The organism is Kitasatospora sp. NPDC058492 (assembly GCF_042720685.1).
Taxonomy (GTDB): Bacteria; Actinomycetota; Actinomycetes; order Streptomycetales; family Streptomycetaceae; genus Kitasatospora.
In genome coordinates, this window is record NZ_JBHXMU010000012.1 from 19,467 (window position 1) to 45,589 (window position 26,123).

Here is a 26,123-nt window from a genome sequence, read left to right on the forward strand (position 1 = left end):
GGTTTGTACCCGCTACGCCTCCGGGCCACTCGGGGCGGGCGCAGCACGGCGCCTGCCCCGAGTGGCCCACGGCGGGCTCAGAGCGCCAGTGGCTTGACGGCGGTCGGCGCGTGTTCGGGGAGGGTGGCGATCTCCTCCCACTCGTTGACCTTGTCGATGTCGGCGGCGGCCATCGAGATGTTGGTGACCCGCTCCAGGATCGCCTCGACGACGACCGGGACGCGGAACTCGGCGGCCAGCTTCTTGGCCTCCTCGAAGGCCGGCAGCAGGCCCTCGGGCTCGGTGACCCGGATCGCCTTGCAGCCCAGGCCCTCGGCGACCCGGACGTGGTCCACGCCGTAGACGCCCAGCTCCGGCGCGTTGATGTTCTCGAACTCCAGCTTGACCTGGAAGTCGATGTCGAAGGTGCGCTGCGCCTGGCGGATCAGGCCCAGGTACGCGTTGTTCACGAGCACGTGGACGTACGGGATGCGGTGCTGGGCGCCGACGGCCAGCTCCTCGACCATGAACTGGAAGTCGTAGTCGCCGGAGAGCGCGACGACCTGGCCCTCGGGGTCGGCGGTGGCGACGCCGAGCGCGGCCGGGATGGTCCAGCCGAGCGGGCCGGCCTGGCCGCAGTTGATCCAGTGCCGCGGCCGGTAGACGTGCAGCAGCTGCGCGCCGGCGATCTGGGAGAGGCCGATGGTGGTGACGTAGCGGGTGTCCGGGCCGAACGCCTTGTTCATCTCCTCGTAGACGCGCTGCGGCTTGAGCGGCACGTCGTCGAAGTGGGTGCGGCGCTGGAGCCGGGCCTTGCGGTCCTGGGTGGCGGCGGCCCACGCGCTGCGGTCCTTGAGCCGCCCGGCGGCCTTGAGCTCCTGGGCGACCTGGAGGAAGAGCTCCAGTGCGGCCTTGGCGTCGGAGGCGATGCCGAGGTCGGGGGCGAAGATCCTGCCGATCTGGGTGGGCTCGACGTCGACGTGGACGAAGGTGCGGCCCGCGGTGTAGACGTCCAGGCCGCCGGTGTGGCGGTTGGCCCAGCGGTTGCCGATGCCCAGGACGAAGTCGGAGGCGAGGAAGTTCTCGTTCCCGTAGCGGTGCGAGGTCTGCAGGCCGACCATGCCGGCGTTCAGCTCGTGGTCGTCGGGGACGATGCCCCAGCCCATCAGGGTCGGGACCACGGGGACGCCGGTCAGCTCGGCGAACTCCCGCAGCAGCTCGGCGGCGTCGGCGTTGATGACTCCGCCGCCGGCGACGATCAGCGGGCGCTCGGACGCCTGGAGCAGCGCGAGGGCCTTCTCGATCTGGATCCGGTTGGCGGCCGGCTTGTAGACGGGGAGCGGCTGGTAGGCCTCGGGGTCGAAGTCGATCTCGGTCAGCTGGACGTCGATCGGCAGGTCGATCAGGACCGGGCCCGGACGGCCGGAGCGCATCAGGTGGAAGGCCTGCTGGAACACGCCGGGGACCTGTGCGGCCTCCAGCACGGTGGTGGCGGCCTTGGTGACGGGCTTGGCGATCGAGGCGATGTCGACGGCCTGGAAGTCCTCCTTGTGCAGGCGGGCGACGGGGGCCTGGCCGGTGATGCACAGGATCGGGACGGAGTCGGCGATCGCCGAGTACAGGCCGGTGATCATGTCGGTGCCGGCCGGGCCCGAGGTGCCGATGCAGACGCCGATGTTGCCGGCTTTGGCGCGGGTGTAGCCCTCGGCCATGTGGGAGGCGCCCTCGACGTGCCGGGCCAGCGTGTGCCTGATCCCGCCGGAGGCCTTGAGCGCGGCGTAGAAGGGGTTGATGGCTGCGCCCGGCACGCCGAACGCGACCTCAACGCCTTCGAGCTTGAGGATCTCCACGGCCGCGCGGGCGGCTGTCATACGAGGCATCGGGTCTCTCCTGCGTCGGCCCGCAGTGGGTCGGAGGGCTCATCTCCAGAATTCCACCATACGGAAGAACGGTTTCTGTATGTGGAAATACGGTACGGCTGGGCTCGGCGGGGCGTCAAGGGGAGGTTCAACAGAATGTGGAAGCCGGCCCGGGGGGTGAAACCGCAGGTCGCTGCGGGCGTCCGGGGGCGGGGAGGCGGGGTCGGGTTCGTACAGGTGGGCGCTGATCGCGCTGGTGTACCCAGGGAACCGGCCGTTCCGCGGCGGAAAGCGCGGCCGGTGTGCAGTGCGGGTGAAGGGACGGTGCCCGAGGTCGGCCCACCCCGCACCCCTGGGTACCGTCGGTGGCACGCCGGGCCCGTGATGTCCAACTGAGGCCGCGGCAAGGGGGATTCGGGACGGTCCGGGAGCGGGGGAGCTCCGGCGGCCGGTCCCGTCCAGGACCAGCGTGCCCGGTCCGCCGCACCCGAGCGAGGGACGCACCCCCTGGCCGCACCGACCCGACACCCGCCGCCGCCGTCCGGTCCGCCCGGACCTGCGGCCGTACCGCTGTCGCCCCCGTGTGGTCCACCTCCCTTCTCCCTCCTCACCCCACCCGGCGACCTGCTCACCCCCCTGCGACTTCCTCACCCCCCTGCGACGGCGTGCCCGCAGAGGCGGGCGCGCGAAAGGAACGCCGCCATGCGCTGTCTCCCTGCCCGCCCCCCGGTGGTGACCGGGTGAGCCGAACGCCCCGCCGCCGCAAGGCCCCGCCGGGCCACCCCGGCAAGGCCGCCCCGCCGGGCCGCCGCCGACCCCCGCTCGCCGTGCTGCGCGCCGTCCCCTGGCGCTACGACCTGCCCGCCTCGCTGGTGGTGTTCCTGGTCGCCCTGCCGCTGTGCGTCGGGGTGGCGGTCGCCTCCGGCGTCCCCGCCGAGCTGGGTCTGGTCACCGGCGTCGTCGGCGGCCTGCTCGTCGGCGTCCTGCCCGGCAGCAGCCTCCAGGTCAGCGGCCCGGCCGCCGGGCTGACCGTCCTGGTCTACGAGGCCGTCCAGCGCTTCGGCGTCACCGCCCTCGGCCTGCTCGTCCTCGGCACCGGGCTGCTCCAGATCGCGATGGGAGCGCTCCGGCTCGGCCGCTGGTTCCGGGCGATGTCCGCCTCGGTGGTGCACGGCATGCTGGCCGGCATCGGGCTGACCCTGCTGTTCGGCCAGCTGTACGCGCTCGCCGACCGCCGCGCCCCGGCCACCGGACCGGAGAAGATCGCCGGACTGCCCGACCTGCTGGCGGACGTGGTCACCGGCGTGGCCACCCCGAGCGCGGTCGCCCTGGGCCTGGCCACCCTGCTCGTGCTGGTCGGCTGGAAGTACCTGCCCGGGCGCGTCGCCCGCGGCGTCCCCGCGCCGCTGGCCGCGGTCGGGCTGGCCGCCGCCGTCACGGCCGCCGTCGACCTGCCGGTGGCGAGGGTCCGGGTGTCCGGCCTGCTCGATGTCGTCCACCTGCCCGACCGTGCCGCGCTCGGCGCGGTGGCGGGCACCGCCGGCCTCGGTACGGTCGTCGCCTTCACCCTGATCGCCTCCGCCGAGACGCTGTTCAGCGCCGCCGCCGTCGACCGGATGCACCACGGCCGGCGCACCGACTACGACCGCGAGCTGACCTCCCAGGGCATCGGCAACACCGTCTGCGGGCTGCTCGGTGCCCTTCCGATGACCGCGGTGATCGTCCGCAGCGCGGCCAACGTCCAGGCGGGGGCGCGGACCAAGGCCTCGCGCACCCTGCACGGGCTCTGGCTGCTGCTGTTCACCGCGCTGCTGCCCGGCGTGCTCGGGCTCGTCCCGCTCACCGCGCTGGCCGCCGTCCTGGTCCACGCCGGCGCCAAGCTCGTCCCGCTGCGGCGGATCGCCGCGCTCTGCCGCGGCCACCGGGGCGAGGCGCTGGTGCTCGCGGTGACCACGGGCGCCATCATCGCCACCGACCTGTTCGAGGGTGTGCTGATCGGCATCGGCCTGGCCGTGGCCAAGTCCGCCTGGCAGACCTCGCACCTGCAGATCGGCCTGGAGGAACTGGTCCTGCCGTCCGGCGAGGCCCTGCAGCGCGTCCGGCTCAGCGGCAACGCGACCTTCCTGCGGCTGCCCCGGCTGCTGGACGCCCTGGAACGGCTGCCGGCCGACCGGCCGGTGGAACTCGACTGGTCCGGGCTGCGCCACCTGGACCACGCCTGCACGGTGGCCCTCACCGCGTGGGCCGCCCAGCACCGGGCCCGCTCCACCGCTCCGCTCGCGGTCGAACCGCCGCTGCCGACCGTGGTGTGAGGACGGGCGGGCGCGGCCCGGGCCACGACGGGGCCGTCGACGGACTGACCCCGCACAGTCAGTCCGTCGTGCCGTCCGTCGAGCCGTCCGGCGGCCCGGTTCTCAGCCGTCCGCCGGGCCGGGGGCGCTCAGCCGGTCGGCCCCGGGTGTGCCCCGGCCGCGGCGGGCTGGGCGGCCGGCTCGGCCGTGGTGCGCCGGGTCAGCAGCCGGTCCAGGGCGTACGGGCCGGAGCCGAGCACCGCGATGGCGAGGAAGGCCCAGCAGAACATGACGGAGGGTTCGCCACCGTTCTGCAGCGGCAGCAGGGAGTGCTCCTGGTGGACGGTGAAGTAGGCGTACGCCATCGAGCCGGAGCAGAGCAGGGCGGCGGTCCGGGTGCCGATGCCGAGCAGCACCAGGGCGCCGCCGACCAGTTGGATCAGTGCGGCCCACCAGCCGGGCCACTGGCCGAGCGGGACGGTGCCGCCGCCCTTGGCGCCACCGAGGACGCCGAAGAGCGAGGCGGCGCCGTGGCAGGCGAAGAGCAGCCCGACGACGACCCGGAAGGCCGTCAGGACGAGCGGGCGGGCGGCCTCGGCCGCCTGCTGGGGAGAGGCGGGAAGGTTCGCGGGCATGGGGAAACGCCTCCTGTGGGGGGAGGAGGAGGTACGGGGCGGTAAGGGTAGCCTTGGTCTAGTCCACTTGGCAATGCTCCGTCAGATCCCACGTGTGCGACCTTCGGGGAGGATCTTGACCGATCGTTCTGGAAAGGGTTAGCGTTCACCCATGGCGCGAACGAAGGAATTCGACCCGGACGCCGTGCTCCAGTCGGCCCTTGAGCTGTTCTGGCGGCGCGGCTACGAGGCCACCTCGATGGCCGACCTGGTCGAGGAGCTCGGGATCGCCCGGGCGAGCATCTACGCCACCTTCGGCAGCAAGCACGAGCTGTTCCTGCGGGCGCTGGAGCGGTACGGCGAGCAGGCCGACCCGGTGCTGCTGGCCGAGCTCTCCCAGCCCGGCCCGGTGCTGCCGGCCGTCCGCGCGCTGGTCCGCCGGTTCGCGGCGGAGTCGGCCGGGGACGGCCGGGAGCGCGGCTGCTTCGTCACCAACACCGCCGTCGAGCTCGCCCCGCACGATCCCTCGGCGGCCCGCCAGGTGGGAGCCAGCCTCGCCCACCTGGAGACGGTGCTGACCGCCGCCCTGGTGCGTGCCGAGGCGCGGGGGGAGCTGCCCGCCGGGCGGGAACCCCGGGCGCTGGCCCGGATGCTGATGGTGTTGATGCAGGGCATGCGGGTGATGGGGAAGACGGCCGACGGCGCGTCCCGGGTGCGGGACGCCGCCGAGCAGGCGCTGGTGCTGCTCGACTGACGGATCGACTCGCGGATCGACTGACGGTTCGTGGGGCGACGGTGGGGCGATGGTGGAGGCCGCCTCTTGCTGTCTCGATACTGGACCGAACGGTCATTTTGGGGAAGGGGGGTTTCCATGAGTGTCGCCACGGCCGACCGGCCCGGCTTCGCGCTGCTCGGCGGCGTGCAGGCCACGCTGATCTTCACGATCATGATCCTGTCCGTGCCGCTGCCCCTGGTGGCCCGGGAGTTCGGGCTCGGCCCGTCCGGCGTGCTGCTGCTGAGCGCCGCCTACGGACTCTCCTTCAGCGCTCTGCTGCTCCTCGGCGGGCGGCTGACCGACCGCCACGGCGGCCGCAGGCTGCTGCGGGTGGGCCTGGCCCTGCTCGGCGCCGCCTCGATCGCCTGCGCCCTCGCGCCCGGCTACCCCGTCCTGCTGGCGAGCCGCTTCGCCCAGGGCGTCGGCGCGGCCCTGGCCGCCCCGGCGGCGGTCGCCGTGGTCCGGGTGCTGCGGCCCGAACCCGCCGACTACCGGCGGGCGATGGCCGCCTGGGGCGGCCTCTCGGTGCTCGGCGCCACGGCGGGCAACCTGCTCTCCGGCGCCGTCGCCGCCTGGGTCTCCTGGCGCTGGCTGTTCGCGGTGCCCGTCCTGGTCGCCCTCGTCGGCCTGGCCCGCTCCGGCTCGCTGCCGCCCGCCGACCCGGCCGGTCGACCGCCCGCCGACCCGGCCGGTCGACCGCCCGCCGACCCGGCCGGTCGACCGCCCGCCGACCCGGCCGGTCGACCGTCCGCCGACCGCCGGCCGGCCCTGGACCTGCCCGGCGCCGCGCTGGCCGCCGCCGGTGTCTGCGCGGCCAGTTACGGCCTGGTGGCGTCCACCGAGCACGGCTGGCGAAACCCCGGGACGCTGCTGCCGCTGGCGGCCGGGCTCGCCCTGCTGCTCGCCTTCGCCGCCGTCGAACGGCGCACCGCCGACCCGCTGCTGCCGCCCGGCTTCATCGCCGACCGCCGCCGGGCCACCGCCCTCGCCGCCGTCATGGCGACCGCCGCCGGCACCGCGCTGACCTTCCTGCTGCTCGCGCTCTACCTCCAACAGGTCCGCGGCTGGGGCGTGCTGGCCACCTCCGCCGCGTTCCTGCCGTACGCGGCGGCGCTGCTGACGGCCGGCCGCCTGGCCGGGCCGCTGACCGCCCGCTACGGCGCCGTCGCGGTCACCGCCGGAGGGCTCGCCCTCGCGGCGGCCGGGCTCGGCCTGCTGGCGGGCCTCGCCCCCGGCAGCGACTACGCCACCGGGCTGCTGCCCGGTCTGCTCCTGCTGCCCGCCGGGGCCGCGGCCGCCTTCGCCGGCGCGGCCGTGCTCGCCACCGCGGGCGTGCCGCCCGAGCGGACCGGTCTCGCCGCGGGCGTGCTCAACACCGCGATGGAACTCGGCCCCACCGCCGGGGTGGCCGCCCTGATGGCGCTCGCCGCCACCCGCCCGAGCGTGGTCGGCGGCTACGCCACGGCCTTCGCGGCGGCGGGCGCCGCCCTGGCCCTCACCGCCCTCGCCGTCGCCACGCTGTCGCGGGCGACTCCCGAGGCCGCCACAGATACCGACACCGCCCCAGAACGCACCATCCAGATCAAGGAGCACCTCTCATGACCACGCGTTTCACCGACAAGTCCGTCCTGGTCACCGGCGGCGGCAGCGGTATCGGACGGGCCGTGGCGCTCGCCTTCGCCCGGGAGGGCGCCCGGGTCGCGGTCGCGGGCCGCAGCGCGGGCCCGCTCGCCGAGACGGTCGAGCTGATCGAGCAGGCGGGCGGCAAGGCCGTAGCGCTGACGGGCGATGTGGCGGACGGTCAGGACGCCGCCCGGCTGGTCCGGGAGACCGTCGAACTCCTCGGCGGCCTGGACGTCGCCGTCAACAACGCCGGCGTGTTCGGCGCCGTCGGCCCGGTCGCCGACATCGACGAGGACGAGTGGCACCGGGTGTTCGCGGTCAACCTGACCGGCACCTGGCTCGCCATGAAGCACCAGATCGGCCACATGCGGGCCCACGGCGGCGGCGCGATCGTCAACGTGTCGTCCAACCTCGGCGTCCACATGCGGGTGCCCGGCCTCGGCGCCTACGCCGCCAGCAAGGCCGCCGTCACCGCGCTGACCCGCAGCGCCGCCCTCGACCACATCGCGGACGGCGTGCGGATCACCATGGTGAGCCCCGGCCCGGTGGACACCAGCATGTCCACCCGGCCCGGCGAGAACGCCGACGACAAGGCCGCGCGGATGAAGGACAGCCTCCCCGTCGGCCGGGCGGGTGCGGTCGAGGAGGTCGCCGCCGCAGTGCTGTACCTGGCCTCGTCCGAGGCGGGCTTCACCGTCGGCGCCGACCTCGTCCTGGACGGCGGCGCCACCGCCTGACCCGCCGACGGCCCAACGACCGCTCGGTGCCCCGTCGTTGGGCCGTCGCCTGATCCACCCGTGGCCCAACGGCCGGGCGGCACCCAGGCGTTGGGCCGTCAGGTCACTGCTCGGCCAGCGCGTCCCGGGCCTCCTCGGTCCGGGCCCGGGCCACCACGAAGTCCTCGTCGAGCTCGACGACCAGCACGTCCGGCCCGGTGAACCAGCGGCAGCCGCGGCCGAGCCGGGGCAGCTCCGCCAGCCCCTCCGGCACCTCCGCCCCGGACTCGGCGAACACGCTCAACTCGTCGTCCTGCAAAAGCTTCTCCACCATCACCATCACCGCCGCGGCCGTCGAGAAGCGCTCCTCCCAGGGCTCCCAGCACTCCGCCGACTTGTCCGCGAGGTCGAGCCGGCCCACCGTCGGCGGATCGTCCTGGTCGAGGTCGGCCAGCAGGACGCCCCAGTGCACGCACGCCTGGTTCTCCTCCTGGTACACCAAAGCGCCCTCCAGGACGAACAGTTCCTCCGGCGGCAGCAGCCGGTTGTGGTTGCCGGTGAGGTCCTCCCGGCGGCCGAACAGCCGGTACGCCTCGCGCAGCGCGGCCGGCAGCCACAGGCCCAGGCGCCCTTCGGCGGCGTCGAGTTCGGCGTCGGTGAAGCCGTCGTCGGGCCGCAGCGGCTCGCCCCAGTAGGCGGCGAAGCCCTCGACCAGCGCCCGGGTGCCCGTGCGGCCCCGCAGGGATTCGGCCATCGCGGCCCGGATGTCGAATTCGGTGTCGTCCATCCGGGAACCGTACGACGCCCCACCGACAGTCCCGCCCCACCGACAGTCCGGGGCCACCGGAGGGCGTACCGGAACGGGCGGGGGCGCGCCGCACACCTCGCCCGCCCACGACCGGCCGGGGACGCGTCCCAACGCCCGTCCGCCCACGACCGGCCGAATCTGACGCGAACGCGTAATCCCACCGACACCCGTTGCTCACCGTGGGGTTTCCAACCCGTCGTGTGGGCAGGACACGGTTTCGGCCGGAACCGACGCAACGAAAGGCGGGACGCGCAAACCCATGCCGACCGCACCGCACACCAAGCCCCACCCGGGCCGCCGAAGCCGCTGGGGTGAGCACGGCCTCGCCTGGGCCTTCCTGCTGCCCTCCCTGGTGGTCTTCGTCCTCTTCATCGGCTACCCGCTGGGACGGACCGTCTACCTGAGCGGACACGCCAACGACCTGTTCGGCGCGCCCTCCCGCTACGTCGGGCTGAAGCACTACACCGAGCTGCTGACCTCGGCGGACTTCCGGCGCACGCTCGTCACCACCGCCCTGTTCACGCTGCTCACCGTGGTGCCCGGCGTGCTGGGCGCGCTGGTGCTGGTGCTGCTCCTGGAGAACCGGATCCGGGGCGTGCGGCTGCTGCGCTCCGCGTTCGCGCTGCCCTTCGCCTTCTCGGTGGCCAGCGCGTCCGTGGTCTTCGCGGTGTTCTTCAACCCCGCCAGCGGGGTGCTCAACGGCCTGCTCTCGCACGTCGGGCTGGGCCCGATCGGCTGGCTGACCGACTCCCGGTACGCGCTGGTCTCGGTGGCCGTCACCACGGTGTGGATGAGCCTCGGCTACAACGTCCTGGTGCTGTCCGCCGGCATCGGCTCGATCCCCGGCGAGATCCTGGAGGCCGCGCGGATCGACGGCGCCTCGGGGCTGCGGCTGGCCCGTTCGATCACCGTGCCGATGCTCGGCCCGAACCTGTTCTTCCTGACCGTGGTCTCCACCGTCCACTCGCTGCAGAGTTTCGGCCAGATCCACATCCTCACCAAGGGCGGCCCCGACGGCGCCACCCGGACCCTCGTCTACTCCGTCTACGAGAAGGCCTTCGCCTACGGCTCCAGCGACTTCGGCACCGCGAGTGCCCAGGCCGTGGTGCTGCTCGTGGTCGTCCTCGCCTGCACGGCCGTCCAGTTCGGCGTCCTGGAGCGGAAGGTGCACTACGCATGACCGTGACCGCCACCGAGGCCGGGCCCGGGGCCCAGGACGGGGCCGCCGCGCCGCGCCCGCGCCCCCGCGTCCTGGCCGGCCGCTCGCCGCGCGACCTGCTCGGCCGCGCCGCCGTCTACCTGCTGCTCGCCGTCGCCGTCGTCACCGTGGCCTTCCCGGTGTACTACGCGATCGCCGGCGCCTTCATGAGTCCGTCCGAACTCTCCTCCTACCCGCCGGCGCTGGTGCCCCACTCGGTCACCGGGCGGAACTTCTCCGGCGCCGTCGACACCGTCCCGCTGGCGAGGCAGTACGCCAACTCGGCGATCGTGGCGACCGTCATCACGCTCGCCCAGCTGTTCACCTCGGTCCTCGCCGCGTACGCCTTCGTGTTCCTGCCGCTCAAGGCGCGGGCCGTGGTGTTCGGGGTGTTCCTGGCGACGCTGATGGTCCCGTGGGAGGCCATCATCATCCCCAACTACCTGACGCTGTCCGGCTGGGGGCTCGGGAACACCTACTTCGGCCTGGTGCTGCCCTTCCTCGCCTCCGGCTTCGGCACCTTCATGCTGCGGCAGGCCTTCCGGCAGCTGCCCGGCGAACTGCGCGACGCCGCGCGGATCGACGGCGCGGGCCACTGGCGGTTCCTGTGGCGGATCGTCGTCCCGCTCAACAAGCCGGCCCTGGCGGCGCTGTCGATCTACGTCTTCCTGTCCGCCTGGAACCAGTACTTCTGGCCGCTGATCATCACCCGCACGGCGAACATGCAGACCCTGCAGATCGGCCTCACCTCGCTGCGCGACTCCGAGATGTCCGACCCGGGCCTGATCCTGGCCGGCGTCGTGCTCTCCCTGCTGCCCACGCTCGCCCTGGTGGTCTTCGGCCAGCGCTTCATCGTCCGCGGTCTCACCGCGGGCGCCGTCCGCTGACCCGCTGCGCCGCCTCCTCCCGCTCCTTCGAGCACGTCCCTCCCGACAGAGAGAGAACCCTCCCGTGAAGAAGAGTGCCCGCGCGCTCGCGGCCCTGCTGGTGGCCGGCCTGTCCCTGACCGCCTGTAGCTCCGGCGACTCCACCTCCGGCTCCGGCGGCTCCTCCGACGCCGCCCCCGGCGCCCAGGCGCTCGACCAGGCCTCGGGCGTCACCGGCGTCGAGTTCTGGCACTCGATGACGGGGAAGAACGCCGAGGTCCTCACCGGGCTGGTCAGCCAGTTCAACGCCGCCCACCAGGGCAAGATCGAGGTCAAGGCGCAGTTCCAGGGCAAGTACGACGACCTGGTCGCCAAGTACAAGGCCGCGGTGCAGCAGAAGGGCACCCCCGCCCTGGTGCAGGTCTACGACATCGGCACCCGGTTCATGATCGACTCCAAGCAGACCGTCCCGGCCCAGGCCTTCGCCGACAAGGACGGCTTCGCCCTCGACGACCTCGACCCGAACATCCGCAACTACTACTCCGTCGGCGGCAAGCTCGTCTCGATGCCGTTCAACTCCTCCATGCCGCTGCTCTACCTCAACGCCGACGCCTTCAAGGAGGCCGGCCTCGACCCGGCCCAGCCGCCCAAGGACCTCGCCGAACTCGGCGAGCTGGCGAAGAAGCTGACGAAGAAGGACGCCGACGGCAAGACCGTCCGCTACGGCTTCGGCGCCGCCATCTACGGCTGGTTCGTCGAGCAGTTGCTCGCCGAGTCCGGCACCATGTATTGCGACCAGGACAACGGCCGCAGCAACAAGGCCGGCAAGGCCGTCTTCGACTCCGCCCAGGGCGCGCAGGTCGTCCAGTGGTGGGCCGACCTCGTCAAGGGCGGCTACGCGGCCAACACCGGCCGCAACACCGACGACGCCCAGGCCGCGTTCAAGGCCGGCACCGTCGCCATGCACCTGGAGTCCACCGGCGTGCTGCGCGGCTACACCGAGGCCGCCAAGTTCGCCGTCGGCACCGCGGCCTTCCCCAAGGTCGCCGCCGCCGACCAGGGCGGCCCGGTCATCGGCGGCGCCTCGCTGTGGATCAGCGGCCCCGGCCACTCCGACGCCGAGAAGCGCGCCGCCTGGGAGTTCGAGAAGTTCGTCACCGCCCCCGAGCAGCAGGCCGCCTGGCACACCGGCACCGGCTACTTCCCGGTCAACCGCAAGTCCCTGGACGACCCCAAGGACAAGGAGTGGGTCGCCAAGTACCCGCAGTTCCAGACGGCCATCGAGCAGCTCAAGGCCACCAAGCCCTCCCCGGCCACCGCCGGCTGCCTGCTCGGCGTGATGCCGCAGGCCCGCAAGGGCGTCGAGACCGCCATCGAGCAGACCATCGCCGGCTCCAAGACCGCCCAGCAGGCCCTGGCCGACGCGGCCAAGGAACTCCAGCCCGCCATCGACAGCTACAACAGCTCCGTGAACTGACCACCTCCCTGCCCAACGGCCACCGGCCCGACTCACGGCCACCGGCCCGCCCTACGACGGCCCGCCCGGCGCAGCACGCGCCCGGCGGGCCGCCGCCGTCCGGGACCATCGCCCGGGAGCGCCGCTCGGGGCTCAGCCGTCGGCGTCAAGGCGCTAAGGCGTCACGCCGACAGGGCTTCGCCGTCCTCCGGGAGCGCGCACACGGCCGCCAGCTCGTCCAGCGACAGATCCAGTGCGAACGCCAGCGCGGCGATGGTGAAGAACGACGGCGTCGGCGCCCGTCCGGTCTCGATCTTGCGCAGCGTCTCCGCCGAGACGCCGGCCACCGCCGCCACCTCGACCATGCTGCGTGCGCCGCGCGCCTCGCGCAGCAGCGCCCCGAAGCGCTCCCCGCGCTCGCGCTCCCACGGGGTCAGTGGAGTCCTCACCATGCCTTCGATACTAGGGCCTCCCTGCCGGGGTCATGCCGCGTGCCCCGCCCCGGTGCTCCCGTCCGGCCGCGCGGCCGCCCCACCTTCGACCGTGATACAAATACCGGTATAAGAATTGGATCGAGGGGAGACGACCCACCATGGTCGAAATCAAGTCGGACGCCGCCCTGGACGCGATGCGCGAAGCCGGGCGAGTGGTGGCGGACGCGCTGGCCGCCGTGCAGGACGCGGCGGCCGTGGGCGTCAGCCTGCTGGAGCTGGACGAGGTGGCGCACGGCGTGCTGCGGGCGGCCGGGGCCACCTCGCCGTTCCTCGGCTACCGGCCGTCCTTCGCGCCCGTGCCGTTCCCGGCCGTCATCTGCGCCTCGGTGAACGACGCCGTCGTGCACGGCATCCCGGGCGGCTACCGGCTGCGCGACGGCGACCTGGTGAGCATCGACTGCGGTGCCCTCCTGGACGGCTGGGCCGGGGACTCCGCCGTCAGCTTCACCGTCGGCGCCGCCCGGCCCGAGGATGCGGCACTGATCGACACGACCCGGCGCGCCCTGGAGGCCGGGATCGCCGCCGCCGTGGTCGGCAACCGGATCGGTGACATCGCGCACGCCATCGGCAAGGTCGCCCGCGCCGGGCGCTACGGCCTGCTCGAAGGCTTCGGGGGGCACGGCATCGGGCGGAGCATGCACGAGGACCCGCACGTGCCCAACGAGGGCCGCCCGGGCCGGGGTTACCCGCTGCGCCCCGGCCTGGTGCTGGCGATCGAGCCGATGCTGACGGCGGGCGGCCGGGACGACTACCGCACCGACCCGGACGGCTGGACGCTGCGCACCCTCGACGGCAGTCGTGCCGCGCACATCGAGCACACCGTCGCCATCACCGAGGACGGCCCGCGCGTCCTGACCCTCCGGTAGCCGGGGCGCTGCGGGCGGGTGCGCATCCGGGCGGGAGCAACAGGCCGTAGGCGAACGGTCCTTGTCCGAACCCGGGCGCCCGTCCGACCAGCTGGAATGAGCCGAATCTGTGGCGGATTTGTGACAAAGCTTCGCCAACACCCTGCCCTGGCACGGTATTCGCGGCCGTAGTGTTCCAGTTATGTCACCGAAGAGCCGCATACCTGCCCCGGACGCGGGCGACACCTGGGTGCCGCGCCCGCGGCGCCGTGAGACCCCGATCGGATTCCTGGGTCACACGGTCACGTTCCTCGGCTGCTGCACTCTCGGCGGTGTCCTGCTGGCCGGCCTCATCCTTCCCGCGGCGGGCGCCGTCGGGCTCGGGGCCAAGAGCAGCGCCGAGGGCTTCGAGAGCATCCCCGACGACTTCAAGGCGCCGGCGCTGACGCAGGCCACACAGGTCTTCGACGCCAAGGGCGGCCTGATCGCCAAGGTCTACGAGCGGGACCGCACGGTGATACCCGCCGAACAGATGTCACCGCTGATACGCCAGGCGCAGGTGGACATCGAGGACGCCCGTTTCTACGAGCACGGCGCCGTCGACCTCAAGGGCATCCTGCGGGCGATCACCAAGAACGCGGAGAGCGGCGCCGCCGTCCAGGGCGCGTCGACGCTGACCCAGCAGTACGTGAAGAACGTCAACGTGGAGAAGGCCGGCGACGACCCGGTGGCCGTCCTGGAGGCGCAGCGCAAGACGCTCGGCCGCAAGATCCAGGAACTCCGGTACGCCATCAAGCTGGAGGAGGACCTGACGAAGGATCAGATCCTCACCAACTACCTGAACATCACCTTCTACGGCCATCAGGCGTACGGCATACAGGCGGCCGCCCAGCGCTACTTCAGCAAGGACGCGAAGGACCTCGCCCTCCCCGAGGCGGCCATGCTCGCCGGGCTGGTGCAGAACCCGTCCCAGTACGACCCGAAGCTGCACCCGGTGGCCGCGCAGAAGCGCCGGGACACCGTCATCGACAAGATGGTCGAGAACAAGCACATCACCGCGGACCAGGCCAAGGAGGCGAAGGCCGCCCCGCTGGGCCTGAAGTACCGGGACCCGCAGAACGGTTGCATCACCGCCCAGGCCGGCATGGGCTTCTTCTGCGACTACGTGCGCCACGTGGTCAAGCAGGACCCGGTGTTCGGCAAGAGCGCCGCCGACCGCAAGAAGCTGTGGGACACCGGCGGCCTCAACATCTACACCACGCTGGACCCGGAGAAGCAGGCCGCCGCCCAGAACGCCGTCTCCGAGCAGGTGTACGTGACCGACCCGGTCTCGGCGGCGATGACGATGGTCGAGCCCGGCACCGGCAAGATCCTGGCGATGGCGCAGACCCGCCCCTACGGTCTGGCGAAGGAGAAGAACCAGACCGTCGTCAACTACAACGTGGACGCGGCGATGGGCGGCGGCATCGGCTTCCAGCCCGGCTCCAACTTCAAGCCGATCGTGGCCGCCGCCGCCCTGGAGGCCGGCCTGCCGCCCACCCAGCGGTACGACTCGCCCAACCGCATGGACTGGCCGACGATGAGGACCTGCGACGGCACCTGGAAGAACCTGAGCAAGGGCAAGAAGGAGGGCAGCATCCCGAACGAGAGCGCGCGCGAGGTCGGCCCGTACGAGCTCAAGGAGGCGATGGCCCTCTCGGTGAACACCTACTTCGTGCAGATGGAGCAGGAGATCGGCCTCTGCGCGGTCAAGCAGATGGCCAACAAGCTGGGTGTCACCGGCAAGGCCGGCGGTGACCCGTTGCAGGAGCTGCCCGCCCTCGGCCTCGGCACCCAGGAGGTGAGCCCGTTGACGATGGCGAACGTGTACGCGAGCTTCGCCGCCCGCGGCACCTACTGCGCGCCGCTGGCGATCAACAAGATCTCCACGGTGGACGGCAAGGACGTCCCGGTGAGCCCGGCCAAGTGCACCGAGGCGATGTCCACGGACACCGCCGACGTGATCAACAGCGTGCTGCTCGGCGTGACGGAGAAGGGCACCGCCAAGGACCTCAGGCTGGACGACCGCCGGCAGATCGCGGCCAAGACCGGGACGACGGACGAGAAGAAGTCGGCCTGGTTCACCGGCTACACCGGCAACCTGGTCGGCTCGGTCTGGCTGGGCAGCCCGGGCACCAAGGTGCCGATGAAGAACATCCGGATCGGCGGCCACTACCAGCAGGAGGTCTTCGGCGCGACCGGCCCGGGCCCGATCTGGGAGCAGGCGATGAGCGACGCCGTCCGGAACATGCCGGAGAAGGAGTTCCCGACGGTCTACATCCCGGACCCGCCCAAGCGCGACCCGAACTGCGCCACCCCCAGCGGCTCGCCGACCGGCACCTGCGGGAGCGGCTCGGGCAAGCAGCGCCCGAGCAGCCCCGGCAACCCGAGCAGCCCCGGCAACGCGAGCACTCCGGGCAACGCGAGTACCCCGGGCAGCACGGGCAACCCGGTCGGCCCGCTCAACCCGAACAGTCCGGTCGGCCGCTCCGCGCCGTCCGGGCAGTCCACGCAGTCCGGGCAGTCCACCCCGCTGGCCCCCGCCGCGCCGGCCGACCCCGGCGACAACCAGGACCAGTGAACCGCCCGGCCCCGCCTGAGTACCCGTACTCAGGCGGTTCGCCCACGCGGTGGGGCTGCCGTAGCGCGGACGCTACCGCGCCTCGACCGGCTCGCCGGTGTCCTGGTCCAGGTTGAAGACCCGCCGGTAGGAGTCGGTGACCACGGTGATCTGGTCCCGGCCGGTCCAACTCGCCTCCACCAGCCGGGCGTCGTCCGGTGCCCGGCCGATCTGGGCCAGTGACCAGCGCCGCGCGGACCAGCCCGCGCCGACCTCCAGCAGCACCTGCCAGTCGTCGTTGTCCTTCGGCGCGGTGGCGTACGAGCGGTGCACCACGACCAGCGCCAGCTCCTGGCGAGCCGGGGCGGTCTCCCGGCTGCGCGTCTCGGCCGCCGAGACCTTGTGCGCGGCCAGCACGCCGAGCAGGAACACCACCCCGGCCGTCACCGTGACCGCCCGGGTGGCCGTCCGTACGGCGGTGCGCCGGTCGCCCAGCCAGGCGGCGGCGATCAGCGCGGCCAGCGCCGCGCCGAGCAGCAGCTCGGGCCGGTTGAGCAGGTCGGCGACCAGCATCAGCCCGCCCGAGCGGCTCTCCCACTGCCCCTCGGTGTAGAGCAGCACGGCCGCCGCCCCGCCCGCCAGCAGCAGCCGGACCAGGGTGCGCCTGGCCTTCGGCATCCGGTTCCTCATCGTCCCCCCGTCCGATGCGTCACAGCTCTGCGAGCAGCTTGCGGCCCTCCGGCCAGTCGCCCAGCCCGGAGCCCGAGTTGAGGTGCCCGTACGCGCCCGGCTCGACGTACCGGGCGCCCCACGCCCCGGCGAACAGCCGGGCCCGCTCGGGGCTGACCCACGGGTCGTCGGTGCTGGCGACGACCACGGCCGGGAACGGGAACGGCGCCAGGGCCACCGGGCGGAAGCCGGTCAGCTGCGGGACTTCGGCGGTGTCGATGTCCGCGGGGGCGACCAGCAGCGCGCCGCGCACCGCGGCGGTCCGCCCGGCGGGCGCGGCGGCCACCCAGCGGGCCACCGTGACGCAGCCGAGGCTGTGGGCGACCAGCACCACCGGCCCGTCGGCGGCGGCCCCGGCCACCGCCGCGTCCACCCGGGCGATCCAGTCGCTCTGGTCGGGGTGGTCCCAGTCCGCCTGCTGGACCCGGCGGAAGGCGTCCGGTTCGGCGGCCTCCCAGCGGGTCTGCCAGTGCTCGGGGCCCGAGTCCTGGTAGCCGGGCAGGACGAGGTAGGTGGTGCGGTCCGGCATGGGCTCCTCCGGTGTGCGGTCGTGGCGGGCAGCAGGAGTCTAGGACGCGGGCAGCCGCGGCCCGCAGCCGGGCGGTGACCGGGCGCGCACGGCCCCCGGCGGGCGCGTACGCCCGGTGACGCGCCGCAGTACGCCCGGTGCGCCCTGTTGCCAACGGCGCGGCCGGTGCGGGAGGTTGGTCCGGGCCCGCGGCCGGTGGCCACCGGCCGGGGTCCACGCCGTGTCGGACGCTCGACCATGTGGAGGGATGTCGGCGATGACATCGAAGATCCTGCTCGTCACCGGGGACGCCGCCGAGTCGCTGGAGGTGTTCTACCCGTACCAGCGGCTGCGCGAGGAGGGCTACCAGGTCGACATCGCCGCCCCGACCAGGAAGCGACTCCAGTTCGTCGTCCACGACTTCGTCGACGGCTACGACACCTACACCGAGAAGCCCGGCTACACCTGGCCCGCCGACCTCGCCTTCGCCGACGTCGACCCGGCCGACTACGTCGCGCTGGTCATCCCCGGCGGCCGCGCCCCCGAGTACCTGCGCAACGACCCGGACGTGCAGCGGATCGTCCAGCACTTCTTCGCCGGCGACAAGCCGGTCGCACAGATCTGCCACGGCCCGCTGATCACCGCCGCCGCCGGGGTGCTGTCCGGCCGCCGCAGCTCCGCCTACCCGGCGCTGGCACCGGACGTGAAGGCGGCGGGCGCCGAATTCGTCGACGGCGAGGCGGTGGTGGACGGCGTGGTCGTCTCGGCCCGCGCGTGGCCCGACCACCCGGCGTGGCTGCGCGCGTTCATCGAGATCCTGCGCACCAAGGCACCGGCCTCCTGACCCGCCCCGGCCCGCCGCGCCCCCGACCCGTCTCGGGGGCGCGGCTCCGGGACCCCGTCAGGGTCACGCCCCTCCCCAGGTAGCAGACGTGCTGCCCCGGAGGCTGACGACCGCCCCGCAGTCGCCCTGCCATGGTGTCAAAGACCGTGGCAGCGGCGGATGTTGACCGCCCTGCCGACCGGACCAGGGAGGACGTCATGACCACCGACCCAGCCGCCACCACCCCGCGCCGCCGACGCGGGCCGGCCCTGCGCGCCGCCGTCGCGGCCCTCGCGGGCGCGGGCCTGATCGCCGCGCTCGCCCCGGCCGCCGCCGCCCAGGACGCGGCCCGCCCGGCGAGTGCCACCGAGCGCAGCACCGACTGGACGGCCCTCGACACCGCCCTCGCCGACCTGACCGCGAAGAACGTCGCCACCTCCTCCCTCGCCGGCGTACGGGAGAACGGCCGGCTCGTCCACCGCGCCGCCGGCGGCGTCGCCCGGCTCGGCGCCGACACCCCCGCCGACCCCGCGGGCCGCTTCCGGATCGGCAGCACCACCAAGACCTTCGTGGCCACCGTGCTGCTCCAACTCGTCGGCGAGGGACGACTGGGACTGGACGACCGCGTGGAGAGCCTGCTGCCCGGCGCGGTGCCGAACAGCGCGGACATCACCGTCCGCGAACTCCTCAACCACACCAGCGGCGTCGCCGACTACACCCAGGACCCGGCCTTCAACTCCTACGACCAGAACTGGCTCGACACCGGCCGCTACACGTCCTACAGCCCGCAGGACCAGGTGGACCTCGCCGACAAGTACCCGCCCGCCTTCCGCCCCGGCCAGGACTGGCAGTACTCCAACACCAACTACGCCCTGGTCGCGCTGATCATCGAACACCTCACCGGCCACGGCTGGAACGAGGAGGTGGAACGCCGGATCATCCGCCCGCTCGGCCTGACGGGCACCTCGATGCCGCTCTACTCCCCGGTCATCCCCGGCCCGCACGCCCACGCCTACCTCAAGCTCGACAGCGGCCCGGCCGACGTCACCGCGCTCAACCCCTCCATGGCCGGCCCCTCCGGCGCGGGCATCTCCACCACCGCGGACCTGACGACGTTCATCCGCGCCCTGCTCGGCGGCCGGCTGCTGCGCCCCGCCGAACTCGCCGAGATGCAGAAGACCACCGCCCACGGCGGGGGCCAGGCCTACGGGCTCGGCCTCCAGCGGGTGGACACCCCGTGCGGCGCGTTCTGGGGCCACGCCGGCGGGATCCCCGGCTACAGCACGATGATGCTCGGCTCGCTCGACGGGAAGCGCCAGTTCGCCAACAGCACGACCTTCTACGACACGCCGGATCCGGCCGCGGCCCTCGCCGCCTGGCAGCGGGTGGTGAACGCCGGCGTCTGCGGCGGGCAGGGGTAGGGCGTGGGCCGCGGGTCGGACCGCCCCCTACGCTGTCCGGCGACAGGAACGGCCGACCGTCACCAGGAGGACGAGACATGGCAGAGCCGCTGATCGCCGCAGTCGGGGGCAAGGCGCCCACCGTCGACCCGAGCGCCTTCCTCGCACCGAACGCCGTCGTGGTCGGGGACGTGACGATCGGCTCCGGCGCGGGCGTCTGGTACGGGGCGGTGCTGCGCGGCGACGCCGAGTCCATCACCGTGGGCCAGGACAGCAACATCCAGGACAACTGCACCCTGCACGCCGACCCCGGCTTCCCACTGGTGGTCGGCGAGCGGATCTCGGTCGGGCACAACGCGGTGCTGCACGGCTGCGTGGTCGAGGACGACGCCCTGGTCGGGATGAACGCCACCGTGCTCAACGGCGCCCGGATCGGCGCCGGTTCGCTGGTCGCGGCGGGCGCGGTGGTGCCGCAGGGGATGCGGGTGCCGCCCGGCTCGCTGGTCGCCGGAGTCCCGGCCAAGGTCCGCCGCGAGCTGACCGAGGACGAGAAGGCCGGCATCAAGGCCAACGGCGAGGGCTACCTGCTGCTGGCCGCCGCCCACCGCGAGCTCGAACCCCTGGCACAGCCCCAGCCCCAGGCCTAATTCTGGACGCCGACCGGAGCCGCCGTGGCCGGAGCCGCCGCGGCCCGCTCGGGTGCGGCGGGCACGGGCCGGCGCCGGTCGGCCGCCCAGGCGAGCACCGCGATCAGCGCGCCCGAAGCGGCCAGGACGGCGCCCACCAGGGTCGGCGCCGTCCAGCCGAACCCGGCGTCCAGGGCCAGCCCGCCGAAGTAGGCGCCTTGCGCGTTGGCCAGGTTGAACGCGCCCTGCACCGTCGCCGAGGCCAGCGTCGGCGCGCTGCGCGCCTTCTGCAGGACCAGCGTCTGTACCGCCGGCACGATCGCGAAGCCGAACAGTCCGATCAGCACCACCGTGACGGCGGCCGACCAGCGGGCGTGCGCGGTCACCGCGAACAGCGCCAGGGTGGCGGCCAGCAGCACGAAGGCGGCGCAGACCGTCGGGCGCAGCGCCCGGTCGGCCGCGAACCCGCCGATCACGTTGCCGATCGTCATCCCCACCCCGAACAGCGCCAGCACCAGCGTCACCGAGCCGGTGGCGTACCCGGAGACCTCGGTGAGCAGCGGCGCGATGTAGCTGTAGCAGGCGAAGAAGCCGCCGCAGCCGAACACCACGGTGGCCAGCGCCAGCCACAGCTGCCCGTCGCGGAAGGCCCGCAGCTCGTGCCGCAGCCCGGCCTGGCCGGGGGAGGGCAGCGACGGCACCAGCCGGGCGATGGCGAGCGTCCCGGCGGCGGCGATCAGGACGACCACCAGCATGGTCGCCCGCCAGCCCAGGTGCTGGCCCAGCAGCGTCGCGGCCGGCACGCCGACGATGTTGGCGATGGTCAGGCCGGAGAACATCACGGCCACTGCCCGGGCCCGGCGGTCGGGGGCCACCAGTTCGGCCGCGGCCACCGCGCCGGCCCCGAAGAATGCGCCGTGCGGCAGTCCGGTGACCAGTCGGGCGGCGGCCAGCGTCCAGAAGTCCGGTGCGAGCGCGCACAGCAGGTTGCCGGTGGCGAACAGCCCGGCGAGCGCCACCAGCACCGCCTTGCGCGGCCGGCCGGAGGCCAGCGCGGTGAGCAGCGGGGCGCCGATGACCACGCCCAGCGCGTACGCGGATATCAGCCAGCCGGCCTGCGGGATGGAGACGTGCAGATCGTCGGCGACCTGGGGGAGCAGCCCCATGGCGGCGAATTCGGTGGTGCCGATGGCGAACGCGGTGACGGCCAGCGCGAGCAGCGCGAGAGGCAAGGGGGTGACTCCGGGGTGACGCCCGCGGACGGGGAGGCGCGGCGGGACGGGGGGATTCGTTCGTCCGGCATCCTAATCCGGCCGGATGACGCCGCCGTGAGGTGCGTGTGACGGGAGGGGGTCGCCAGTACGGCGTCCACGCGCGAGACTGGGTGCATGTGCCGCAACATCAAGACGTTGCGCCCGCCGGTGACGCTCGACGCCGACGAGGACGACTTCCGCGCCGCCGCGCTGCAGTACGTCCGCAAGGTATCCGGGTTCCGCGCCCCGGCGGCGCACAACCGCGAGGCCTTCGACCGGGCCGTGGACGCGGTCGCCGAGGCCACCGCCCGGCTGCTCACCGAGCTGGAGGTCCGCGGCGCGCCCGCCCGGGCCGCCGAGGCCACCGCGTAGGCCGACCGCCGTTCGGCGGGCCCGCCGAACGCGGCCACGCATCGGGACCAGGAGATCGGGACAATCGGGACAGGAGATGGAGATGACCCCCGCGAACCGTTACGTGCTCACCTTCCCCGGCACCCCCGGCACCCAGGCCCCGCAGGACGTCGTCGTGGTCGTCCGCACCAGCGCGACGGGCCCGGGCGGACACCCGGTGTACGAGGACGCCAGCGGCATCGTCCGTGCCGAGATCAGCAACGCCGGCGAGGTCCGGATGCTCGCCAGCGGCGGCCACCAGTCCCCGCACCTGCCGGTCCACGCCGAGCCGCTGCCCTGACCGTTGCCCTGGCCGCTGCTCTGACCGCCGTCCTGGCCGTCCGGCATCCGCGGACGATTTCCGCGAACCACCGGGGTGCCGTCCGCCCCTGGGGCAGAATCGGCGGCATGACCACAGCGCGCTGGCAGGGCACCGTCGTCGCCGAGAGCGACGAGACCGTCGTCGTCGAGGGCAACCACTACTTTCCGGTCGAATCCGTCCGGACCGAATTCCTGCGTCCGTCCGACACCACCACCGTCTGCGGCTGGAAGGGCACCGCCGGTTACTACACGCTGGACGTGGACGGGCGGACCAACCCCGACGCGGCCTGGTACTACGCCGACCCGAAGCCGGAGGCCGAGGAGATCCGCGGCCGGGTGGCGTTCTGGCGCGGGGTCGAGATCACCGGGTAGGGCGTACCCCGGGGGCGGAGGGGGTACCGGACATCCATGGCAGTCTTCCGTAAACCCGGACGTTCCAGGCCTGTCCCCGAGCCCGCCCCGACCCCCGTGCCCGCCCCCGTGCCCGACGCCGGCCTGGCCGGCGAGCTCGCCGAACTGGTCGAGCGGGCCGAGCAGCCCGAGGGCGAGTGGCAGATCGCCGAGTACCGGGCCGGCCGTGGCCGCGGCCGGGCCCTGGTGGCGAACGTGGCCCACCTGCTCGGCCGGGGTGGCCGGGTCGCCGCCAAGGGTGCCGCGTTCGGCGGCCGGGCCCTCACCGAGCAGCTGGTACAGGCCGCGCCGCGGATCCCCGTGCGCGACCTCGCCACGCTGCGCGCCCAGCACCCCGGCGCGGCCGACCCCGAGGCGCTGGCCGACCTGCTGGTCACCGGCGCGGCCCGGGCCTCCGGCGCGCTCGGCGCCGGCGTGGGCGCGGCGGCGATGCTGCCGGTGCCGCCCGCGATGCCGGTGGAGATCGCGGCCGAGACGCTCGCCGTCGCGGCCGTGGAGATCAAGCTGATCGCCGAACTGCACGAGGTCTACGGCGCCCGGGCGCCGGGCAGTGTCACCCAGCGGGCCGGGGCCTACCTGAGCGCCTGGGCCAACCGCCGGGGGATCGACGCGAAGCTGCTGTCCCGGCCGGCCGGGTTCGCCGCACTGGCGCTCGGGGCGGAGGTGCGCCAGCAGCTCAGCCGCCGACTCACCCGCAGCTCGCTGCGCCGCCTGCCGTCGCTCACCCCGCTGCTGGTCGGCGCCGGCATCGGCGCCACCGTCAACCGGCGCGACACCCGCCGGCTGGCCGGCGAGGTCCGCGCGGACCTGCGTGCGCGTCCCCCGGTCGACCGCGCCTACTGGGCCGCCGCGGCGCCGGCGGTGCGGGGCGAGGTCGTCCCGGGGGACTGAGGTTTCTGGTTGGGTCCTGTCCGGTGGGGGGCTCCTGGCTAGAGCCTGTCCGGCGGGGCCGGGGCGGCCGCGCCCCGGCCGGCCTTGACGCCGTTCACCATCGCCTGGTGTATCGCCCGCGCGGTGGTCTCGTCGGCCGCCGGGACGGGGCTTCCGGTCACCGTGTACCAGTCCAGCGCGCCGGAGTACTGGACGGTGAGCCGGGCCTCGCCGTCCACCCAGGTGGTGTGCACGGTGAGGTCGCCGGAGATGGGGCCGATCTCGGTGGTGGCGACCCCGCCGGGGCCGCTGATGATCGACTGGGTGGTCCAGGTCGCCCACGACGTGCGCGGGTCGACGGGCGGTCGGGCCTGCCTGCCGTTTTGATCGTGTTCGGTCATGCGCTTATCCTCCCCCGCCGGTGAGCCGCTGTCCGGGCAGCGACACCTGCGGTCGCGAAGACCGCCCGGTCCCACCGGGCGGTCGGGTGCTCACAGCTGTTCAGCGGTCCGGACCGGACTCCTCCAGGGTGGGCTCGCCCTCCGCCTGGGAGGTGTCCTGCGCGTGCAGGTTCTGCATCGAGGTGATGCCCTCTTCGGGATCCGCGGCGCGGACGTCCTCGTCACGGTCCGTGCTCATCTCGGCCCGTTCGCTCATGTCGGTCATGGCGGGCTCCGTCTCCTCGGCCGGTCCGGGCGCGCTCCGAGCCGGGGTGCGGCAGGGCCGGGTCTGTCTCTCACCCCCCAGCCTGCCCCCGCCCCGGCCCCGGGGCCAGCCGAACGGCCTAGGGGCTCTCTTTCGGATCATGCCGGGCGCGCGACGCCGGAGCACGCACCTCGCCGCGTTGTCGTCGGTCGCCGATGGCCCCCAGCCTCCGGCCGGGAGGTGCCCCCACCGCATGGACTCCCTCCTCCGCCTTGCGATGCACGCACTCCGACGCCGCGCGCTGATCCGACGTGATCCGAAAGAGAGCCCCTAGACCCTGTCCGGCCGATCTTGCCGGGCGCCAAGATCGACCGGACAGGACCTGGACCCTGTCCGGTCGCCGGCCGGCCCCGCCCTCCGTCCGACGGCCGTCACCAGGTGACGGGCAGCGACCGCATTCCGTAGATGAACGCCTCCGAGCGGAACTTCCGGCCCTCCCCGGTGGCCGCCGGCCGCAGGCCGGGCAGCCGCCGGAACAGGGTGGCCAGGGCGATCTGGAGCTCGGCGCGGGCGAGCGGCTGCCCGAGGCACTGGTGCACGCCGAAGCCGAAGGCCATGTGCCGCCGGGCGTCCCGGTCGAGGTCGAGCTCGTCGGCCGGCCGCAGGTCGGCGCCGCCGAACATCTCCTCGTCCTGGTTGGCGGTGGAGATCAGCGCGATCACGCCCTCCCCGGCCTTGATCACGGTGCCGCCCAGCTCGACGTCCTCCAAGGCGACCCGGGGCAGCCCGTGGTCCACGATGGTCAGGTGGCGCAGCAGTTCCTCGACGGCGCCGGGCAGCGCGGCCGGGTCGGCCAGCCTGGCGATCTGCTCGGGCTGGTCGAGGAGCAGGGCGGTGGAGAGCGAGATCATGTTCGCGGTCGTCTCGTGCCCGGCTATCAGCAGCAGGATGCCGGTCGTGGCGACCTCGTCCGGCGTGAGGTCGTCCCGGACGGCGAGCCGGCTGAGTATGTCGTTGCCCGGCTCCTCCCGCTTGCGGGCGGCCAGGCCGCCCAGGTACTCGCGCAGTTCGTCCGAGGCGGCCTGGACCTCCTCGGCCGAGCTGTGCTTGTTGAGCAGGGTCCGGCTGAGGCCCTGGAAGCGGTCCCGGTCCTCGTACGGGACGCCGAGCAGCAGGCAGATCACCAGCGAGGGGACGGGCAGCGCGAAGTCGGCGACCAGGTCGGCCTCGGTCCGGCCGTCGGTCATCCGGTCGAGCGCCTCGTCGACGATCTGCTGGATGCCGGGGCGCATCGCCTCGACCCGCTTGACCAGGAAGTCGCCGGTGACCATCCGGCGCTGCCGGGCGTGCTCGGGGTCGTCGAGCCGCAGGAAGCTCGGGTTGGCGAGGAGGGCCTCCCGGCGGCCGGGCACCAGCATCGGGAACCCCGGGTGGCGGGCGTCCGCGCTGAAGCGGCGGTCGGACAGGATGGTGCGGACCTCGGCGTAGCCGGTGGCCAGCCAGCAGGACTCGCCGTCGGGCAGGGCGGCGCGGGTGATGGGCGCCGTCGCGGCGGCCTCGGTGTAGGCGGGCGGCGGGCTGAACGGGCAGCCGGCGTCGCGCGGGGCCGGCATCGGGAAGGTCCGGGCGGTGGGTGTGCTCGTCAAGGTGGGGTCTCCTTGCGTCGCAATGTCCTCGGGTGGGTGGGGTGGCGCCGGGGTCGACGGTTCGCGCGACGGCGGCCGGGAGCGGCGGTCGTCACGGTGGCCGGGGTCGGCGCGGGCAGGGGACCGTCGGGAGCCGGTGGGGGCGTCAGCCGGCGTCCTCGGCGGAGTCCTCCTCGGTGACGGTGATCGCGCCGCCCGGGCAGAGCTCGGCGGCGAGCCTCAGCACGGCGAACTGCGGGGGCTTGAACTCGGTCTGACGGAGGACCACCAGACTGTCCTGCTCGTCCTGGTCGAAGATCTCCGGAGCGTTCAGGACGCACATCCCGGAGCTGCAGCAGCGGTCCCGGTCGACGCTCACCTTCATGGTCGAGCACCTCT

General features: G+C 73.6%; 27 protein-coding genes. 16 read left to right on the plus strand and 11 right to left on the minus strand.

Annotated elements, in window-relative coordinates; genetic code table 11:
• Positions 1–77 precede the first annotated feature (77 nt).
• Positions 78–1,859 carry a glyoxylate carboligase gene (gene gcl, locus ACFWPI_RS10890; RefSeq protein WP_380379027.1) on the minus strand — a complete coding sequence of 594 codons (1,782 nt, stop codon included), beginning with the start codon at positions 1,857–1,859 and terminating at the stop codon, positions 78–80.
• A gap of 806 nt (positions 1,860–2,665) precedes the next feature.
• On the opposite strand from gcl, the gene ACFWPI_RS10895 reads away from it, so the two are divergent.
• Positions 2,666–4,150 carry a SulP family inorganic anion transporter gene (locus ACFWPI_RS10895; RefSeq protein WP_380379035.1) on the plus strand — a complete coding sequence of 495 codons (1,485 nt, stop codon included), beginning with the start codon at positions 2,666–2,668 and terminating at the stop codon, positions 4,148–4,150.
• A gap of 128 nt (positions 4,151–4,278) precedes the next feature.
• On the opposite strand, the gene ACFWPI_RS10900 is transcribed toward ACFWPI_RS10895, so the two are convergent.
• Positions 4,279–4,764 carry a DoxX family protein gene (locus tag ACFWPI_RS10900; protein WP_380379028.1) on the minus strand — a complete coding sequence of 162 codons (486 nt, stop codon included), beginning with the start codon at positions 4,762–4,764 and terminating at the stop codon, positions 4,279–4,281.
• 151 nt (positions 4,765–4,915) lie between these two features.
• Here ACFWPI_RS10900 and ACFWPI_RS10905 point away from each other — a divergent pair, with 151 nt between their 5' ends.
• The 3 genes from ACFWPI_RS10905 (at position 4,916) to ACFWPI_RS10915 (ending at position 7,878) form a co-directional block, all read left to right on the plus strand.
• A complete protein-coding gene (locus ACFWPI_RS10905) occupies positions 4,916–5,497 on the plus strand; it encodes a TetR/AcrR family transcriptional regulator (RefSeq protein ID WP_380379030.1) in 582 nt (193 codons plus the stop codon).
• 117 nt (positions 5,498–5,614) lie between these two features.
• Positions 5,615–7,120 carry an MFS transporter gene (locus ACFWPI_RS10910; RefSeq protein ID WP_380424732.1) on the plus strand — a complete coding sequence of 502 codons (1,506 nt, stop codon included), beginning with the start codon at positions 5,615–5,617 and terminating at the stop codon, positions 7,118–7,120.
• Positions 7,117–7,878, plus strand: coding sequence for an SDR family NAD(P)-dependent oxidoreductase (locus ACFWPI_RS10915; protein ID WP_063346089.1), 762 nt, complete (start codon positions 7,117–7,119; stop codon positions 7,876–7,878). The genes ACFWPI_RS10910 and ACFWPI_RS10915 overlap by 4 nt, the downstream gene beginning before the upstream one ends.
• Positions 7,879–7,981: 103 nt before the next feature.
• On the opposite strand, the gene ACFWPI_RS10920 is transcribed toward ACFWPI_RS10915, so the two are convergent.
• Positions 7,982–8,644 carry an SMI1/KNR4 family protein gene (locus ACFWPI_RS10920; protein WP_380379805.1) on the minus strand — a complete coding sequence of 221 codons (663 nt, stop codon included), beginning with the start codon at positions 8,642–8,644 and terminating at the stop codon, positions 7,982–7,984.
• A gap of 280 nt (positions 8,645–8,924) precedes the next feature.
• On the opposite strand from ACFWPI_RS10920, the gene ACFWPI_RS10925 reads away from it, so the two are divergent.
• The 3 genes from ACFWPI_RS10925 to ACFWPI_RS10935 all read left to right on the plus strand — a co-directional run bounded on the left by ACFWPI_RS10925 (position 8,925) and on the right by ACFWPI_RS10935 (position 12,206).
• On the plus strand, positions 8,925–9,845 hold the full coding sequence (locus ACFWPI_RS10925) for a carbohydrate ABC transporter permease (protein WP_063346087.1): 921 nt from the start codon (positions 8,925–8,927) through the stop codon (positions 9,843–9,845).
• Entirely contained in the window at positions 9,842–10,750 is a 909-nt protein-coding gene (locus ACFWPI_RS10930; protein ID WP_079135349.1) for a carbohydrate ABC transporter permease, read from the plus strand. Before ACFWPI_RS10925 ends, ACFWPI_RS10930 begins: the two co-directional genes overlap by 4 nt.
• 64 nt (positions 10,751–10,814) lie before the next feature.
• Entirely contained in the window at positions 10,815–12,206 is a 1,392-nt protein-coding gene (locus tag ACFWPI_RS10935; RefSeq protein WP_380379809.1) for an ABC transporter substrate-binding protein, read from the plus strand.
• Between the two features lie 161 nt (positions 12,207–12,367).
• Here ACFWPI_RS10935 and ACFWPI_RS10940 read toward each other — a convergent pair whose 3' ends face one another.
• Positions 12,368–12,637, minus strand: coding sequence for a helix-turn-helix domain-containing protein (locus tag ACFWPI_RS10940; protein WP_063346085.1), 270 nt, complete (start codon positions 12,635–12,637; stop codon positions 12,368–12,370).
• Between the two features lie 140 nt (positions 12,638–12,777).
• Here ACFWPI_RS10940 and map point away from each other — a divergent pair, with 140 nt between their 5' ends.
• Together map and ACFWPI_RS10950 are read left to right on the plus strand one after the other, a co-directional pair.
• Positions 12,778–13,545 carry a type I methionyl aminopeptidase gene (map, locus tag ACFWPI_RS10945; protein ID WP_380379812.1) on the plus strand — a complete coding sequence of 256 codons (768 nt, stop codon included), beginning with the start codon at positions 12,778–12,780 and terminating at the stop codon, positions 13,543–13,545.
• Between the two features lie 181 nt (positions 13,546–13,726).
• Positions 13,727–16,144, plus strand: coding sequence for a transglycosylase domain-containing protein (locus tag ACFWPI_RS10950; protein ID WP_380379814.1), 2,418 nt, complete (start codon positions 13,727–13,729; stop codon positions 16,142–16,144).
• A gap of 72 nt (positions 16,145–16,216) precedes the next feature.
• On the opposite strand, the gene ACFWPI_RS10955 is transcribed toward ACFWPI_RS10950, so the two are convergent.
• Both ACFWPI_RS10955 and ACFWPI_RS10960 read right to left on the minus strand, forming a co-directional pair.
• Positions 16,217–16,801 carry a hypothetical protein gene (locus ACFWPI_RS10955; protein WP_380379817.1) on the minus strand — a complete coding sequence of 195 codons (585 nt, stop codon included), beginning with the start codon at positions 16,799–16,801 and terminating at the stop codon, positions 16,217–16,219.
• A gap of 31 nt (positions 16,802–16,832) precedes the next feature.
• Complete coding sequence (locus ACFWPI_RS10960; protein WP_380379820.1) at positions 16,833–17,381, minus strand: RBBP9/YdeN family alpha/beta hydrolase; 549 nt, start codon at positions 17,379–17,381, stop codon at positions 16,833–16,835.
• A gap of 256 nt (positions 17,382–17,637) precedes the next feature.
• Here ACFWPI_RS10960 and ACFWPI_RS10965 point away from each other — a divergent pair, with 256 nt between their 5' ends.
• The 3 genes from ACFWPI_RS10965 to ACFWPI_RS10975 all read left to right on the plus strand — a co-directional run bounded on the left by ACFWPI_RS10965 (position 17,638) and on the right by ACFWPI_RS10975 (position 20,230).
• Positions 17,638–18,204: a DJ-1/PfpI family protein gene (locus ACFWPI_RS10965; protein WP_063346079.1), complete on the plus strand. Its 567-nt coding sequence runs from the start codon at positions 17,638–17,640 to the stop codon at positions 18,202–18,204.
• A 197-nt stretch (positions 18,205–18,401) separates the two neighbouring features.
• Positions 18,402–19,604, plus strand: a complete 1,203-nt coding sequence (locus ACFWPI_RS10970; RefSeq protein ID WP_380379823.1) for a serine hydrolase domain-containing protein — start codon at positions 18,402–18,404, stop codon at positions 19,602–19,604.
• A gap of 77 nt (positions 19,605–19,681) precedes the next feature.
• Positions 19,682–20,230 (plus strand): gamma carbonic anhydrase family protein, encoded by a 549-nt coding sequence (locus tag ACFWPI_RS10975; protein ID WP_380379826.1) that lies wholly within the window; start codon positions 19,682–19,684, stop codon positions 20,228–20,230.
• Here the strand turns inward: ACFWPI_RS10975 and ACFWPI_RS10980 are convergent.
• Positions 20,227–21,441, minus strand: a complete 1,215-nt coding sequence (locus ACFWPI_RS10980; RefSeq protein WP_380379829.1) for an MFS transporter — start codon at positions 21,439–21,441, stop codon at positions 20,227–20,229. The two genes, ACFWPI_RS10975 and ACFWPI_RS10980, sit on opposite strands and share 4 nt — an antisense overlap.
• 156 nt (positions 21,442–21,597) lie before the next feature.
• On the opposite strand from ACFWPI_RS10980, the gene ACFWPI_RS10985 reads away from it, so the two are divergent.
• The 4 genes from ACFWPI_RS10985 to ACFWPI_RS11000 all read left to right on the plus strand — a co-directional run bounded on the left by ACFWPI_RS10985 (position 21,598) and on the right by ACFWPI_RS11000 (position 23,475).
• Complete coding sequence (locus ACFWPI_RS10985; RefSeq protein WP_350886016.1) at positions 21,598–21,834, plus strand: DUF2277 domain-containing protein; 237 nt, start codon at positions 21,598–21,600, stop codon at positions 21,832–21,834.
• Between the two features lie 82 nt (positions 21,835–21,916).
• On the plus strand, positions 21,917–22,153 hold the full coding sequence (locus tag ACFWPI_RS10990; protein WP_063350858.1) for a DUF6296 family protein: 237 nt from the start codon (positions 21,917–21,919) through the stop codon (positions 22,151–22,153).
• Between the two features lie 107 nt (positions 22,154–22,260).
• Positions 22,261–22,545 (plus strand): DUF427 domain-containing protein, encoded by a 285-nt coding sequence (locus tag ACFWPI_RS10995; protein ID WP_363372965.1) that lies wholly within the window; start codon positions 22,261–22,263, stop codon positions 22,543–22,545.
• Between the two features lie 36 nt (positions 22,546–22,581).
• Positions 22,582–23,475: a hypothetical protein gene (locus tag ACFWPI_RS11000; protein ID WP_380424735.1), complete on the plus strand. Its 894-nt coding sequence runs from the start codon at positions 22,582–22,584 to the stop codon at positions 23,473–23,475.
• Between the two features lie 38 nt (positions 23,476–23,513).
• On the opposite strand, the gene ACFWPI_RS11005 is transcribed toward ACFWPI_RS11000, so the two are convergent.
• From ACFWPI_RS11005 to ACFWPI_RS11020, 4 genes are all read right to left on the minus strand, one after another.
• Entirely contained in the window at positions 23,514–23,855 is a 342-nt protein-coding gene (locus tag ACFWPI_RS11005; protein ID WP_063346072.1) for a hypothetical protein, read from the minus strand.
• 100 nt (positions 23,856–23,955) lie between these two features.
• Positions 23,956–24,120 (minus strand): hypothetical protein, encoded by a 165-nt coding sequence (locus ACFWPI_RS11010; RefSeq protein WP_159398310.1) that lies wholly within the window; start codon positions 24,118–24,120, stop codon positions 23,956–23,958.
• A 410-nt stretch (positions 24,121–24,530) separates the two neighbouring features.
• On the minus strand, positions 24,531–25,745 hold the full coding sequence (locus ACFWPI_RS11015) for a cytochrome P450 (RefSeq protein WP_380380224.1): 1,215 nt from the start codon (positions 25,743–25,745) through the stop codon (positions 24,531–24,533).
• 145 nt (positions 25,746–25,890) lie between these two features.
• The gene (locus tag ACFWPI_RS11020; RefSeq protein ID WP_363587319.1) at positions 25,891–26,109 is read right to left on the minus strand and encodes a ferredoxin; all 219 of its coding nucleotides are present in this window, start codon (positions 26,107–26,109) and stop codon (positions 25,891–25,893) included.
• Positions 26,110–26,123 lie beyond the last annotated feature (14 nt).